Genomic DNA, 15,405 nt, shown 5'->3' with positions numbered 1-15,405 from the left:
TCCCCCCCGAACTTCTTCGACATCACCAAGGTCATCGCCGCCGTCAAGGTCGTCTTCCCATGATCCACATGACCGATGGTCCCGACATTCACATGGGGCTTGGTCCGCTGGAATTTGCTCTTGGCCACGATGCTCCTCGTGCTGGCTATTTGTTCTGTTTGATCACTGCTTCGGCGATGCCGGCCGGCGCTTCCAAATACCGGCCGAACTCCATGGTATAGGTGGCCCGCCCCTGCGTCGCGGAGCGCAGATCGGTGGCATAACCGAACATCTCCGACAGCGGCACCTCGGCGCGGATGATGCGCCCGGCGGGCGAGCCCTCCGTGCCGTGCAATACCCCACGGCGGCGATTGAGGTCCCCGGTCACGCTCCCGAGATAGTCCTCCGGGGTCACCACCTCGACCTTCATCACGGGCTCCAAGAGGACCGGCTTGCCGCGCGCGGCCCCGTCCTTAAAGGCCATCGAGCCCGCGATCTTGAACGCTATCTCGTTGGAATCGACCTCGTGGAACGAGCCGTCGTAGACGGCCACTCGCACATCCACGACCGGATAGCCCGCGAGCACCCCGTTGCCCGACTGCTCCCGCACTCCCTTCTCGATCGCGGGGATGTATTCCTTGGGTATTACCCCACCCACGATATCGTTTACGAACTCGAATCCCGCCCCGGCCTCCATGGGCTCGACTCTTAGGATCACGTGACCGTATTGCCCGCGCCCGCCGGACTGCCTGACGAAGCGGCCTTCGGCCTTTTCCACCACCTTGCGGATGGTCTCGCGGTACGCCACCTGCGGTTTACCGACGTTCGCCTCGACCTTGAACTCGCGCCGCATCCGCTCGACGATGATCTCGAGGTGCAATTCGCCCATCCCGGAGATGATGGTCTGGCCGGACTCCGGATCGGAGGCGACGCGGAACGAGGGGTCTTCGGTCGCGAGCTTCGAGAGCGCGAGCCCCATTTTCTCCTGATCGGCCTTGGTCCTGGGCTCCACGGCGACGGCGATCACGGGCTCGGGGAACTCCATGCGCTCTAGGGTGATGCGACCATTGGGGGTGCACAGCGTATCACCCGTGGTGACATCCTTGAGCCCCACCGCGGCCGCGATATCGCCAGCGCGTACCTCCTTTATCTCCTCGCGCGAATTGGCGTGCATCTGCAACAGACGCCCGATGCGTTCCTTCCTGCGCTTGACCGGGTTGAACACCGTATCGCCGCTCTGCAGCACCCCGGAATAGACGCGGAAAAAGGTCAGGGTGCCGACGAACGGGTCGCTCATGATCTTGAAGGCCAGCGCCGCATACGGGGCGTCATCGCTCGCCGGTCTCGTGGCCTCACTCTCGCCATCTTCGAGGATGCCTTTCATCGGCGGGATATCCACGGGGGCCGGCAGGAAATCGATCACCGCATCGAGCAGCGATTGGACGCCCTTGTTCTTGAAGGCGGATCCGCACACCACCGGCACGACCTCGTTGCTCAAGGTGCGGGCCCGCAGGCCACGCCGGATCTCCTCCGGCGACAGGGTCCCTTCCTCCAGGTACTTCTCGGTGAGGGTCTCGCTGGCCTCGGCGGCCGCTTCCAGGAGCCGGTCGCGCCACTCCGCGCACAGATCGACCATGCCGCTCGGGATCTCGCGCTCCTCGGTGCGCATCCCCAGGGACTCCCGATCCCAGGTGATGGCCTTCATGCGAATGAGATCGACCGCCCCTTCGAACTTGTCCTCGGCCCCGATGGGGAGTTGCAAGGGGATCGCGCGACTGCCGAGCCGCTCGCGGATCTGTTGAACGACCCGCAGGTAGTCGGCCCCGGCCCGATCCATTTTGTTCACGAAGGCAAGGCGCGGCACCCGGTATTTATTGGCCTGCCTCCAGACGGTCTCGGACTGCGGCTCGACCCCGCCTACCGCGCAGAACACCCCGACAGCGCCGTCCAGGACCCGCAGGGAACGCTCGACCTCGATGGTGAAGTCCACGTGCCCCGGCGTGTCGATGATGTTGATGCGATGCTCGGGATACTGGCCCGTCCTGCCGCTCCAAAAACAGGTCGTGGCGGCGGCCGTGATGGTGATCCCGCGCTCCTGCTCCTGTTCCATCCAATCCATGGTGGCCGCCCCATCATGGACCTCACCGAGCTTGTGGGACACACCCGTGTAATACAGGATGCGCTCGGTGGTCGTGGTCTTGCCGGCATCGATATGGGCCATGATACCGATGTTCCGGTAACGTTCGATGGGCGTTGCGCGTGGCACGATTCAATTCCCGCGAAGCCCTGGGGTCTTCCGATCACCAGCGGTAATGCGCGAAGGCCCGGTTGGCCTCGGCCATACGGTGCGTGTCTTCACGCTTTTTCACAGCGGCACCCTTGTTCTCGGCTGCATCCGCGACCTCTAGCCCGAGCCTGAGACCCATGGTCTTTTCCCCACGTTTGCGCGCGATATCGACCAACCAGCGCATGGCCAGCGTGTTCCTGCGCTTGGCACGCACCTCGACCGGCACCTGGTAGGTGGCGCCGCCCACGCGCCGCGACTTGACCTCGACCCGCGGGCGGATGTTGTCCAGGGCCTGCTTGAACGCCGCCAAGGGATCGCTGTGCCCCTTGGTCGTCAGGTGATCGAGCGCCCCGTAGACGATCTTCTCCGCCAGCGATTTCTTGCCCGAAGACATCACCATGTTGATGAACTTGGCGATGGTGTCGTCGCCGTACTTGGGGTCCGGCAACACCACCCTTTTCGCGGCAACTCGGCGTCTCGACATGGTGCGCCCCTCGTCTGTAGCGGTCTTGAAGTACCGAAAGTGGGAAAAATCAGGACTTGGGCCGCTTGGCCCCGTACTTGGAGCGACCCTGCCGGCGATCCGAGACGCCCGAGGTGTCCAGCGTCCCGCGCACCGTATGGTAGCGAACCCCGGGCAGGTCCTTGACGCGACCGCCACGGATCAGGATCACGGAATGCTCCTGGAGGTTATGGCCTTCTCCGCCAATATAGGTCGTGACCTCGAAGCCGTTGGTCAGACGGACCCTGGCCACCTTACGTAAGGCCGAGTTGGGCTTCTTGGGCGTCGTGGTGTAGACACGGGTACACACCCCGCGCTTCTGAGGACAGCTGGCCAAAGCGGGCACCGCGCTCTTGTCGCGCTGCCGCTTGCGCGGTTTTCTCACCAGTTGATTGATCGTCGTCATGCGTGCTGAACGATAGTGATGTTTCCCGCCGGGTCATTCCCCCGGGATCCTTTCCCAGGGGGATCATTCCAGTTCGACAAAAAAACAGGCGGGATCACTCCAGTCGGTCGTCGAAGAAAAGCGATTCTAGTAACCTTTCCTACCGCCTGTCAAGGAACCTTGCCAACGGCCAAGCCCTCGGGGGCGATCAAGCCCTCTGCGTACGCTCCTCGCGCGGCTCGGGCACCGAGACGACCTCTTCCGCACCGGCCGCTTGCTCGACGGACAGCGGGGGGGCGGACAGGGCCTCGCGCTTTCTGCGCCGCTCGGTGTGATACGAGAACCCCGTACCGCCCGGGATCAGGCGCCCGACGATGACGTTTTCCTTGAGCCCCCGGAGCTCGTCGGTCTTCGAGGTCACGGCCGCTTCGGTCAACACCCGGGTCGTTTCCTGGAACGATGCCGCCGAGATGAACGACTCCGTCGCCAGCGAGGCCTTGGTGATCCCGAGCAGTACCTGCGCAGCCTTTGCCCCTTCTTTTTCAGCTTGCTGGGCACGCTGATTCGCTTCCTGCAAACGCTCGCGCTCGACCTGCTCGCCGGTGAGGAAATGCGTGTCGCCCGGCTCGGTCACCTCTACCTTGCGAAGCATCTGGCGCACGATGACCTCGATGTGCTTGTCGTTGATCCTGACGCCCTGCAAGCGGTAGACGTCCTGGACCTCGTTGACGATGTACTGGGTCAAGGCATGGACCCCTTGCAGGCGCAGGATGTCGTGCGAGTCCGGTGCACCATCGACGATGACCTCCCCGCGCTCGACGTGCTCGCCCTCGAACACCGTGACTTGCCGCCACTTCGGGATCAGGACCTCGACCTGCTCGTTTTCCGCCGTCAGGATCAGGCGCTGTTTGCCCTTGGTATCCTTCCCGAAGCTGACGGTCCCCGAGATCTCCGCAAGCACCGCCGCCTCCTTGGGACGGCGCGCCTCGAACAGATCGGCGACCCTCGGCAAGCCGCCGGTGATGTCGCGGGTCTTGAACGACTCCTGGGGCAGTCGGGCGATGACGTCGCCCACTTTCACGGTGGTCCCATCCTCCGCATTGATCACGGCCTTGGGAGGCAGGAAGTAATGTGCCGGGATATCGGTGCCCGGGATCCGGAGGTCATTGCCCTCGAGATCGACCAGCTTGACCACCGGCCGCAGGTCCTTGGCGCTGGCGGCGCGCTGTTTGGGATCCATGATGACGATGCTGGTCAGCCCCGTGATCTCATCGACGTGACGCACCACGGTGATGCCCTCGATGATATCCGAAAACGCCACCGTGCCCGCCACCTCGGTGATCACCGGATGGGTGTGCGGGTCCCAGTGGGCGATCACTTGACCCGCCTCGATATGATCACCGGCGGCCACGCTCAGGACCGCGCCGTAAGGCACCTTGTAGCGCTCGCGCTCGCGCCCCACCTCATCGACCACAGCCAGCTCGCCCGAGCGCGAGACGGCCACGAAGGTCCTGGCCTCCTGCCTCAAGACCTTCAGGTTCTGAAGCTTGACCGTGCCCCTGGATTTGGCCTCGATGCGGCTGACCGCCGCGTCGCGGGAGGCCGCACCGCCGATGTGGAAGGTACGCATGGTGAGCTGCGTACCGGGTTCACCGATCGACTGGGCGGCGATGACGCCGACCGCCTCACCCACGTTGACCCGATGGCCGCGGGCCAGGTCCCGGCCGTAGCAGGCGGCGCAGATCCCGTAGCGGGTCTCGCAGGTGATCGGCGAACGCACCCTGACCTGATCGATACCGACCGCGTCCAGGCGCTCCACCCACTTCTCGTCGATGAGGGTCCCGGCGGGCGCCACCACCTCGTGGGTCGAGGCCTGGTGCACGTCTTCCGCGATCACCCGGCCGAGCACCCGGTCACCCAGGGCCTCCACCACGTCCCCGCCTTCGATGACGGCGACCATCAAGAGACCCTGGCGGGTATGGCAATCGTCCTCGGTGACGACCAGGTCCTGCGCGACATCGACCAGGCGCCGGGTGAGATAACCCGAATTGGCGGTCTTGAGCGCGGTGTCGGCCAGGCCCTTGCGCGCGCCGTGGGTCGAGATGAAATACTGCAGGACGTTCAGGCCCTCGCGGAAGTTGGCCGTGATCGGGGTCTCGATGATCGATCCGTCGGGCTTGGCCATGAGCCCGCGCATACCGCTGAGTTGCCGGATCTGGGCCGCCGAACCGCGCGCGCCCGAATCCGCCATCATGAAGATGGAATTGAACGACGCTTGTCTCACCTCCCTGCCGGCCGCATCGCTCACCGTTTCCGATCCCAGCTTGTCCATCATCGCCTTGGCGACCTGATCGTTGGTGTGCGACCAGATGTCGATGACCTTGTTGTAGCGCTCGCCCTTGGTGACGAGACCCGAGGCATATTGCTGTTCGATCTCCTTCACCCCCTCCTCGGCGCGGCTGATGATCGATCCCTTGTCGTCGGGCACCACCATGTCATCGACGCCGATGGAGATCCCCGCCCGCGTGGCATGGGAGAAGCCCATGTACATGAGGCGGTCCGCGAAGATAACCGTGTCCTTCAGACCGACGCGCCGGTAGCAGGTGTTGATGAGACCGGAGATCGCCTTCTTGTTCATATCCCGGTTGATGACATCGAAGGGCAAGACCTCGGGCAGCACCGTAGACAAGAGCGCCCGGCCTACCGTGGTGTCGCGCAGGCGCGTCTCCTCTACACGCTCACCGCTGGGGCGCTGGACGGCTTCCGTGATGCGGACCCTGACCCGTGCGTGCAGCTCCGCGGCACCCGTTTCATAGGCGCGGTGGACCTCATCCACATCCCCGAACACCATCCCCTCGCCGCGCGCGCCGACGCGTTCGCGGGTCAGATAATACAGCCCCAGGACCACGTCCTGGGTGGGGACGATGATGGGATCGCCGTTGGCCGGGGACAAGATGTTGTTGGTGGACATCATGAGCGTCCTGGCCTCGAGTTGGCCCTCGATCGAGAGCGGCACGTGCACGGCCATCTGATCGCCGTCGAAGTCCGCATTGAAGGCCGTGCACACCAGCGGGTGCAGCTGGATGGCCTTGCCCTCGATGAGCACCGGCTCGAAGGCCTGGATCCCGAGGCGGTGCAGGGTTGGGGCGCGATTGAGCAGCACCGGGTGCTCGCGGATCACCTCTTCAAGGATGTCCCACACCTCCGCCCCCTCGCGTTCCACCATCTTCTTCGCGGCCTTGATGGTCGTCGCCATGCCGTTGCGCTCGAGCTTGCTGAAGATGAAGGGCTTGAACAGCTCCAGCGCCATCTTCTTTGGCAATCCGCACTGGTGGAGCTTGAGGGTCGAGCCCACGACGATCACCGAGCGCCCGGAATAATCGACGCGCTTGCCCAAGAGGTTCTGACGAAAGCGCCCCTGCTTGCCCTTGATCATGTCGGCCAGTGATTTCAGCGGCAGCTTGTTGCTGCCGGTGATGGTGCGGCCGCGTCGGCCGTTGTCGAGCAGGGCATCGACCGCCTCCTGCAACATGCGCTTCTCGTTGCGCACGATGATGTCGGGCGCGCTGAGATCCAGAAGCCTCTTGAGCCGATTGTTGCGATTGATCACGCGCCGGTAGAGGTCGTTGAGATCCGAGGTGGCGAAGCGGCCGCCGTCCAGCGGAACCAGCGGACGCAACTCGGGCGGCAACACCGGCAGCACCGTCAACACCATCCACTGGGGCCGGTTTCCCGAGCTCAGGAAGGACTCCATTAGCTTCAAGCGTTTATTCAACTTCTTGAGCTTGGTCTCCGAATGGGTGTCGCTGAGCTCGTCGCGGATCCGCGCGATCTCGACGGGGAGGTCGATGGTACGCAGTAATTCATGGATCGACTCGGCACCCATGCGCGCATCGAACTCGTCTCCATGTTGCTCGATCGCTTCCAGGTATGCCTCTTCCGCCAGGAGCTGGCCGCGTTGCAGGGGCGTCATGCCGGGGTCGATGACCACATAGGCCTCGAAATACAGGATGCGCTCGATCTCCCGGAGCGTGAGGTCGAGCAGCAATCCCATGCGCGAGGGCAGCGATTTGAGGAACCAGATGTGCGCCACCGGGCTGGCCAGCTCGATACGCCCCATGCGCTCGCGCCTGACCTTGGCCAGGGTCACCTCGACGCCACATTTTTCACACACGACACCGCGGTGCTTGAGACGCTTGTACTTGCCGCACAGACACTCGTAGTCCTTGACCGGGCCGAAGATCTTGGCGCAGAACAGCCCGTCGCGCTCCGGTTTGAAGGTACGGTAGTTGATGGTCTCGGGTTTTTTGACCTCGCCATAGGACCACGAGCGGATCTTCTCCGGCGACGCCAGACCGATATGGATGGCATCGAAGTCCTCGGCCAGTCCTTGCTGCTTCAATAGGTTGAGTAGGTCTTTCAATATAATCCCTCCGCCAACGAGGCGCCTCTGTCGTGGTTACCCTGTCGAAGGGCGCTGTGCGTCAACGCTGTTCCAGATCGACGTCGATCCCGAGCGAACGCAGCTCTTTGAGCAGGACGTTGAACGATTCGGGCATGCCGGCTTGCATGCGATGGTCCCCATCGACGATGTTCTTGTACATCCGGGTGCGGCCGCTCACGTCGTCGGACTTGACCGTCAGCATCTCCTGCAACGTATACGCGGCGCCGTAGGCCTCCAGCGCCCAGACCTCCATCTCGCCGAAGCGCTGTCCCCCGAACTGGGCCTTTCCGCCGAGCGGTTGCTGGGTGACGAGGCTGTAGGGACCGGTCGAGCGCGCGTGCATCTTGTCATCGACCAGGTGGTTGAGCTTCAGCATGTACATGTGACCGACCGTGACCGGCCGGTCGAAGGCCTGACCCGTGCGGCCGTCACGCAGCACGGTCTGTCCCGATACCGGCAGGCCCGCCAGCTCCAGCATGGCCTTGATCTCGACATCGGAGGCGCCATCGAACACCGGGGTGGACACCGGCAAACCACTTTGCAGATTATTGGCTAGCGTTTCCACCTCGTCGTCGTCGAGCGAGTCGAGGTCGACGCTTCGGCCGCCGCCGTTATACACCCGCTCCAGGAACTCGCGGATCTCGTTCACCTCGGCGAAGGCCTCGACCAACATGCGGATCTTGTCCCCGATGCCCTTGGCGGCCCAGCCTAGATGCGCCTCGAGCACTTGCCCGACGTTCATGCGCGAGGGCACCCCGAGCGGGTTCAAGACGATGTCGATCGGGGTCCCATCCTGCATGAACGGCATGTCCTCGACGGGGACGATGGTCGATACCACGCCCTTGTTTCCATGGCGTCCGGCCATCTTGTCGCCGGGTTGCACGCGGCGCTTGACCGCCAGGTAGACCTTGACCATCTTGAGTACCCCGGGCGCGAGATCGTCGCCCTGGGTGAGCTTGGCCTTCTTTTCCTCGAAGCGCCGATCGAAATCGTGCCGCTGTTGCTGGACCTTGGTCGCATAGGCCTCGAGCTGGGACTGTGGCTCCTCGTCGCGCAGGCGGATCGACAACCATTTTTCACGCTTGATCTCGCCGAGATAGGGCTTGGCCACGCGCGTGCCCGGCCTGAGACTGCCCGGTCCGCCGTCCGCGATCTTGCCGAGTATGAGGCGCTCGACCCGCTCGTAGAGGTCGTCTTCGAGGATACGGAGCTGATCGTCGAGGTCCTGCCGGATCCCGGTCAAGCCCGCCTTTTCGATCTCGAGCGCGCGCGAATCCTTGTCCACGCCGTCTCGGGTGAACACGTGCACGTCGATCACGGTCCCGTTCATCCCGGAGGGGACGCGGAGCGAGGTGTCTTTCACGTCCGAGGCCTTTTCGCCGAAGATGGCGCGCAGGAGTTTCTCCTCGGGCGTCAACTGGGTTTCCCCCTTGGGCGTGACCTTGCCGACCAAGATGTCCCCGGCGCCGACCTCGGCGCCGACGTACACGATGCCCGCTTGATCGAGCTTCGAGAGCGCGCCCTCGCTGACATTGGGAATGTCGGCGGTGATCTCCTCGGGCCCGAGCTTGGTGTCCCGGGCGACGCAGGTCAGCTCCTCGATATGGATGCTCGTGAACCGATCCTCCTCGACGACACGCTCCGAGATCACGATCGAGTCCTCGAAGTTGTAGCCGTTCCATGGCATGAAGGCGACCAATACGTTTTGTCCCAGCGCCAGATCGCCGAGATCGGTCGCGGGACCGTCGGCCAGCACATCGCCCCCCGCGATGCGATCGCCCGGTTTCACCAAGGGCTTCTGGTTGATGCAGGTATTCTGGTTGGAGCGCGTGTACTTGGTGAGATTGTAGATATCCACCCCCGGCTCGCCGGCCCCGGTATCCTTTTCTTCGCAGCGCACCACGATGCGGCTCGCGTCCACGGAATCGACGACCCCCGCACGACTCGCGACCACCACGACGCCGGAATCGATGGCCACGGCGCGCTCCATGCCGGTACCGACCAGCGGCCGGTCGGTGCGCAGGGTCGGCACCGCCTGACGTTGCATGTTGGAGCCCATGAGCGCGCGGTTGGCATCGTCATGCTCGAGAAACGGGATCAGCGAAGCCGCGACCGATACGATCTGTTTGGGCGAGACGTCCATGTACTGGACCTTGTCCGGCGTCGAAAGCATGAACTCGTTCTGGAAACGGCACGAGACCAGCGCGTCGATGAGGCTGCCGTCCTCGTCCAGCTTGGCATTGGCCTGGGCGATCACGAACTGCCCCTCCTCGATGGCCGAGAGATATTCGACCCGATCCGTGACCTTGGTGGCCGACACCTTGCGGTAAGGCGTTTCGAGAAAGCCGTAGCGGTTGGTCTTGGCATATACCGCCAGCGAATTGATGAGGCCGATGTTCGGGCCCTCGGGCGTCTCGATGGGGCACACGCGCCCGTAATGGGTCGGGTGGACATCGCGCACCTCGAACCCGGCGCGCTCGCGCGTCAGGCCGCCGGGCCCGAGCGCGGAGATGCGGCGCTTGTGCGTGACTTCCGAGAGGGGGTTGTTCTGGTCCATGAACTGCGAGAGCTGGCTGGAGCCGAAGAATTCCTTGATCACGGCCGACACCGGTTTCGCGTTGATGAGCTCCTGGGGCATCGTCCCCTCGGACTCCGCAAGGGTCAAACGCTCCTTGACCGCACGCTCCACGCGCACGAGACCGATCCGGAACTGATTCTCGACCATCTCCCCGACGCTGCGTACGCGGCGGTTGCCCAGGTGATCGATATCATCGACGGTGCCGATGCCGTTGCGAACGCCGATCAGCACCTTGAGCACATCGACGATGTCCTCCTGGGACAGGACATTGGGTCCGGTGGATTCGCTCCGCCCGACGCGGCGATTGAATTTCATTCGACCTACCGCCGAGAGATCGTAGCGATCGGGGCTGAAGAACAGGTTATTGAACAAGTTCTCGGCGGCCTCCTTGGTCGGGGGTTCGCCGGGCCGCATCATGCGGTAGATCTCGACCTGGGCCTCCAGGACCGTGCGCGTCGTATCGATGCGCAAGGTCTCCGAGACATACGGGCCTCGATCGAGGTCGTTGACATAGAGCGTCTTGACCTCCGGGATCCCGATGTCGATGAGCTTATCGAGGGTCTCACCGGTGAGCACGGCATTCGCCTGGACCACGATCTCGCCCGTGCTCGTATCGACCACGTCGGTCGCCACCACCTTGCCCACGAGATACTCGCGCGGGACCCGCACCTCACGCAGCCCCGCCTTGTGCAAGACGCTCACGTGGCGCATGGTGATGCGGCGGTCTTTCTCGACGATGACCTCGCCCTCCTCGTCCGTGACGTCGAACGACAACGTCTCGCCGCGCAGCCGCTCCGGGAGCAGCTCCATGCGGATCCCATGGCGGGAGAGCGAAAACGCGGTGGTCTCGAAGAACGTCGCCAGCATCTCTTCGGCGCTCTGGCCGAGGGCACGCAAGAGCACCGTCGCCGGGATCTTGCGTCTGCGATCGATGCGCACGTAGATATGGTCCTTGTGGTCGAACTCGAAATCGAGCCATGAACCGCGGTAGGGGATCACCCGGGCGGAGTACAGGAGCTTGCCCGAGGAATGGGTCTTGCCCTTGTCGTGCTCGAAGAACACGCCCGGAGACCGGTGCAACTGCGAGACGATGACGCGCTCGGTGCCGTTGATCACGAACGTCCCGTTGGTGGTCATGAGCGGTAACTCGCCCATGTACACCTCCTGTTCCTTGATGTCCTTGACGGTCTTGGCGGCGCCCGACTCGCGGTCATAGATGACCAGGCGCACCTTGACCCTGAGCGGCGCCGCGTAGGTCACACCGCGGATCTGACACTCCTTGACATCGAAGACTGGCGTCCCGAGGCGATAGCTCACGTAATCGAGCGCCGCGTTTCCCGAATAGCTCACGATCGGGAACACCGATTTGAACGCCGCGTGCAGACCGGCCTCTTCCCGTTCCGCCGGGGCCCGCTCGGCCTGCAGGAAGGCATGGTAGGACTCGATCTGCATGGCCAGGAGATAGGGGGTATCGAGGATGCTCGGACGCTTGCCGAAGTCCTTCCGGATACGCTTTTTCTCGGTGTAGGAATACGCCATCGTTCGCTCTCGTTCGCGAGTCAATCAAGGGAAAAGGGGCCGGTGGCTCGCGCCACCAGCCGCGCTGAAACGTGAAGACCTTTGTGACGACCCCCTATCCTGACACAGGGGGGGACCCGTCGTGTGCGCGTCGGTACCGGCACTATTTGATCTCGACCGTCGCGCCTGCTTCCACGAGTTGCTTCTTGACGTTTTCCGCCTCGTCCTTGGGCACCGCCTCCTTGACGGTCGCCGGAACGCCTTCGACGAGGTCCTTCGCCTCCTTGAGACCGAGCCCGGTGAGCGCACGCACGGCCTTGATCACACCCACCTTGTTTTCGCCGAAGCTCGTCATCACCACGTTGAACTCGGTCTTCTCCTCCTCGACCGGGGCCGCCACGGCCGCCGCGCCGCCACCCATCGCCGGGGCCATGGCGACGGCGGCGGAGACGCCGAATTTCTTCTCCATCGCCTCGACCAGCTCCACCACCTCGAGCACGCTCATATTGGCGACGGCTTCGAGGATCTCATCTTTGGACACTGCCATAATATTCAATCTCCCAACTCCCAAATTAAACCCGTGATGCTCGTGCTGCAGGCATCTAGGCGGCCTGCTTCTGGTCGCGCACGGCGGCGAGCACGCGCGCGAGGCCCGCATAGGGCTCGGCGAGCGTCCGCACCAGCTTCGAGATGGGGGCCTTCATGACCCCCATGAGCATGGCGAGCGCCTGGTCACGCGTGGGTAGGTGGGCAAGCGACTTGAGGGCATCGGGCTCCAAGAGCTTGCCGCCGAACGACACCAGCTTCACGACCAACTTGTCGTTGGTCCGCGCGTACTCATCGATGACGCGCGCCGCGGCGCCGGGGTCATCTCTCGAAAATGCCAGCACCAACGGACCGACGAGCCGCTCGGACATGCACTCGAAGCGACTCCCCGCGAGCGCACGTCGCGCCAAGGTATTGCGTACCACGCGCAGGTAGACGCCCTGTTTACGGGCGGCATCGCGGAGCGCGGTCATCCTGACCACCGAAAGACCCGCATACTCACAGGCGATCGCGGACTGCGCCTCTTGCGCCACGGTCGCGACCTCCCCGACGATCACCTTCTTTCGTTCCAGATCCAGAGCCACTGCTCACCTCCAGACGAGACACACGAGGTCACGCCGGCCATGGCCACTATATTCATAGCGCCCGGCAATTCGCCGGCCCGCGCCCTTAATCGGCGCGCGCGCCAACATTACATAATAAAATTACGGCAGGCTCGCCCGGTCGATCGCGACGCCGGGGCCCATGGTGCTCGAGACGGTGACTTTCTTTACGTACACACCCTTCGCCGCGGCCGGTTTGGCCTTGTTCAAGGCGGCGATCACGGTGGCCAGGTTGCCTTTCAGGGCCTCGCCCTCGAATGACACCTTCCCGATCGAACAATGGATGATGCCCGACTTGTCGGTCTTGAAGCGCACCTGCCCACCCTTGGCGTTTCTGACGGCCAGGGCGACATCGGGCGTCACGGTCCCGACCTTGGGATTAGGCATGAGGCCGCGCGGCCCGAGGATCGGGCCGAGCTGGCCGACCACCGCCATGCTCTCCGGCGCGGCGATCGCCAAGTCGAAATCGATCTGGCCCGACTTGACCTGCTGGGCCAGGTCCTGGAGGCCCACGAGATCGGCACCGGCGGCACGTGCCGCTTCCGCCTTGGCGCCCTCGGCAAACACCGCGACCCGCACGCGCTTACCGGTACCATGCGGCAACACCGTCGCGCCGCGGATGGACTGATCCGACTTGCGGGCGTCGACGCCCAGATTCACGGCGACATCCACCGACTCGTCGAATTTCGCGGAGGCGAGCTCCTTGACGAGCCGTATGCCCTCATCGAGGACATAGTGTTTCCCAGGGACCAGCGCCTTGCGCCAGCGCGCAACGCGTTTCGTCGGCTCGGTCATGGCGACACCCCTTCGGTCTCTATGCCCATGCTGCGCGCGGTGCCGGCGATGGTGCGCACGGCGGCCTCGAGGTCCGCCGCGGTGAGATCGGGCGTCTTGGTCCTCGCGATCTCCTCGATCTGGTCACGGGTGACCCTTCCGACCTTGGCGGCGTTCGGCGTGGCACTGCCCTTTTCGATCCCCAGCGCCTTCCGGAGCAGCACCGAGGCCGGCGGCGTCTTGGTGATGAAGGTGAAGCTACGGTCCGCATACACCGTGATGACGACCGGCGTCGGCAGACCCGGTTCGAGGTTCTGGGTATAGGCGTTGAACGCCTTGCAGAACTCCATGATGTTGACGCCATGCTGGCCGAGCGCCGGTCCGACCGGCGGGCTCGGATTGGCCTTCCCCGCCGCCACCTGCAACTTGACATAGGCTTGTACTTTCTTGGCCACTATGCGTACCGATACGTTGTCACTGGACCCACCGTCCGGGCGGAGACGATCTGCAACTGCAACACTATTCTTTTTCCACCTGGCTGAATTCGAGCTCGACCGGTGTGGAACGTCCGAAGATCAAGACCGCCACGCGCAGCCGGCTCTTCTCGTAATTGACCTCTTCGAGGACACCGCTGAAATCGGTGAACGGCCCCTCTCGGACACGGACCACCTCCCCGACCTCGAACAGGACCTTGGGCCGCGGTTTGTCGGTGCCCTCCTGCATGCGCTGCAGGATCTTGTCGGCCTCCACATCGGAGATGGCGGCCGGCCGATCGCCGCGCCCGCCGATGAAACCCATGACCTTGGGCACCTCACGCACCAGATGCCAGGTCTGATCGTCCATCTCCATCTGCACCAGGACATAGCCCGGGAAGAACTTGCGATCGGTCCTGCGCTTTTGACCGTCACGCAGCTCCACGACCTCCTCGGTCGGCACGAGAATATCGCCGAACCGGTCCTGCAGGCCGCTGCGCCGCACCCGATCCTCCAGGGATCGCTTGACCTGGTGCTCCGCGCCGGAAAAGGCGTGCACCACGTACCACTTGAACGCCACAGCTAAGCCTCCTGGCCGGTCAACCATTGCACGAGCCAGGATAGCCCGGCATCGAGGACCCATAGGAAGCCGGCGACCGTCACTACCATGAGCACCACGATCAGGGTCATCCGCACCGTCTCCTGGCGCGTCGGCCAGACGACCTTGCGGACCTCGACCTGGGCCTCCTTCATGAACGCCCAGATGTCGCGCCCCTTCTGGGTACGGAACCCGAGCGCGAGCGCCAGGCCGATCACCGCCAAGAGCCCGACGACCCGCAGGAGCAACGACTGATCGCCGAAGTAGTAAAAGGCCCCCAATGCCCCGGCGACCAAGAACGCTACCACCCCGAGCATGACGGCGTCGAGGTTCGAAGTCGGCGTTTCGGTTTTGGACTTCATGAATGCATTCGACGGCAAGCGTGTGGGGCGCCCGCCAACCCCCCGCAGAAATTTTATTCGATAGAAATAGGCCTGCTCAGCTTATGGCAGGCCAGGAGGGTCTCGAACCCCCAACCTGCGGTTTTGGAGACCGCCGCTCTGCCAATTGAGCTACTGGCCTAGTTCTCTTGGATGCACGCCCATGCGTGCTCGTGGTCCCTCATTTGGGACGGTGCCCTTCCTTCGGGTCGTTATTCGATCGCCTTGCTATTCGATCACCTTGGCGACGACCCCGGCCCCGACCGTCCGGCCGCCTTCCCGGATCGCGAACCGTAACCCCTCCTCCATCGCGATCGGCGCGATCAACTTCACCGTGAT

13 protein-coding genes and 1 tRNA gene are annotated in these 15,405 nt (G+C 63.7%); all 14 read right to left on the bottom strand.

Annotated features, from left to right (window positions below; genetic code table 11):
* The coding region (locus M3461_19855) for a GTP-binding protein (GenBank protein MDQ3776445.1) at nt 1-128 on the bottom strand (128 nt) is incomplete at its 3' end.
* A 17-nt stretch (nt 129-145) separates the two neighbouring features.
* Nucleotides 146-2,245 (bottom strand): elongation factor G, encoded by a 2,100-nt coding sequence (fusA, locus tag M3461_19850; protein MDQ3776444.1) that lies wholly within the window; start codon nt 2,243-2,245, stop codon nt 146-148.
* A gap of 34 nt (nt 2,246-2,279) precedes the next feature.
* A complete protein-coding gene (rpsG, locus tag M3461_19845; protein MDQ3776443.1) occupies nt 2,280-2,750 on the bottom strand; it encodes a 30S ribosomal protein S7 in 471 nt (156 codons plus the stop codon).
* A gap of 49 nt (nt 2,751-2,799) precedes the next feature.
* Nucleotides 2,800-3,174 (bottom strand): 30S ribosomal protein S12, encoded by a 375-nt coding sequence (gene rpsL, locus M3461_19840; protein ID MDQ3776442.1) that lies wholly within the window; start codon nt 3,172-3,174, stop codon nt 2,800-2,802.
* Nucleotides 3,175-3,361: 187 nt separating this feature from the next.
* On the bottom strand, nt 3,362-7,576 hold the full coding sequence (gene rpoC / locus M3461_19835; GenBank protein MDQ3776441.1) for a DNA-directed RNA polymerase subunit beta': 4,215 nt from the start codon (nt 7,574-7,576) through the stop codon (nt 3,362-3,364).
* Nucleotides 7,577-7,637: 61 nt separating this feature from the next.
* Entirely contained in the window at nt 7,638-11,714 is a 4,077-nt protein-coding gene (gene rpoB, locus M3461_19830; protein ID MDQ3776440.1) for a DNA-directed RNA polymerase subunit beta, read from the bottom strand.
* Between the two features lie 142 nt (nt 11,715-11,856).
* Entirely contained in the window at nt 11,857-12,240 is a 384-nt protein-coding gene (gene rplL / locus M3461_19825; protein MDQ3776439.1) for a 50S ribosomal protein L7/L12, read from the bottom strand.
* A gap of 55 nt (nt 12,241-12,295) precedes the next feature.
* Nucleotides 12,296-12,823 (bottom strand): 50S ribosomal protein L10, encoded by a 528-nt coding sequence (gene rplJ / locus M3461_19820; protein ID MDQ3776438.1) that lies wholly within the window; start codon nt 12,821-12,823, stop codon nt 12,296-12,298.
* Nucleotides 12,824-12,943: 120 nt separating this feature from the next.
* Nucleotides 12,944-13,636: a 50S ribosomal protein L1 gene (rplA, locus tag M3461_19815; GenBank protein MDQ3776437.1), complete on the bottom strand. Its 693-nt coding sequence runs from the start codon at nt 13,634-13,636 to the stop codon at nt 12,944-12,946.
* Nucleotides 13,633-14,070, bottom strand: coding sequence for a 50S ribosomal protein L11 (gene rplK / locus M3461_19810; protein ID MDQ3776436.1), 438 nt, complete (start codon nt 14,068-14,070; stop codon nt 13,633-13,635). The genes rplA and rplK overlap by 4 nt, the downstream gene beginning before the upstream one ends.
* A 64-nt stretch (nt 14,071-14,134) precedes the next feature.
* Entirely contained in the window at nt 14,135-14,668 is a 534-nt protein-coding gene (nusG, locus tag M3461_19805; protein ID MDQ3776435.1) for a transcription termination/antitermination protein NusG, read from the bottom strand.
* A 2-nt stretch (nt 14,669-14,670) separates the two neighbouring features.
* Nucleotides 14,671-15,048 (bottom strand): preprotein translocase subunit SecE, encoded by a 378-nt coding sequence (gene secE, locus M3461_19800; protein MDQ3776434.1) that lies wholly within the window; start codon nt 15,046-15,048, stop codon nt 14,671-14,673.
* A gap of 84 nt (nt 15,049-15,132) precedes the next feature.
* Nucleotides 15,133-15,208, bottom strand: a tRNA-Trp gene (locus tag M3461_19795).
* Nucleotides 15,209-15,294: 86 nt separating this feature from the next.
* Nucleotides 15,295-15,405 (bottom strand): elongation factor Tu (locus M3461_19790; protein ID MDQ3776433.1); only part of this gene is annotated, 111 nt, incomplete at its 5' end.

Source organism: Pseudomonadota bacterium (assembly GCA_030860485.1).
Classification (GTDB): Bacteria; Pseudomonadota; Gammaproteobacteria; order JACCXJ01; family JACCXJ01; genus JACCXJ01.
Note: the sequence above shows the minus strand (reverse complement) of the source record. Positions and strands in the feature narration are given on the sequence as shown.

Excerpts from the sequence above, each read along its gene's own strand:
- rpsG (MDQ3776443.1), bottom strand. The coding sequence starts at position 2,750 with ATGTCGAGACGCCGAGTTGCCGCGAAAAGGGTGGTGTTGCCGGACCCC.
- rpsL (MDQ3776442.1), bottom strand. The coding sequence starts at position 3,174 with ATGACGACGATCAATCAACTGGTGAGAAAACCGCGCAAGCGGCAGCGC.
- rpoB (MDQ3776440.1), bottom strand. The coding sequence starts at position 11,714 with ATGGCGTATTCCTACACCGAGAAAAAGCGTATCCGGAAGGACTTCGGC.
- rplL (MDQ3776439.1), bottom strand. The coding sequence starts at position 12,240 with ATGGCAGTGTCCAAAGATGAGATCCTCGAAGCCGTCGCCAATATGAGC.
- rplA (MDQ3776437.1), bottom strand. The coding sequence starts at position 13,636 with ATGACCGAGCCGACGAAACGCGTTGCGCGCTGGCGCAAGGCGCTGGTC.
- secE (MDQ3776434.1), bottom strand. The coding sequence starts at position 15,048 with ATGAAGTCCAAAACCGAAACGCCGACTTCGAACCTCGACGCCGTCATG.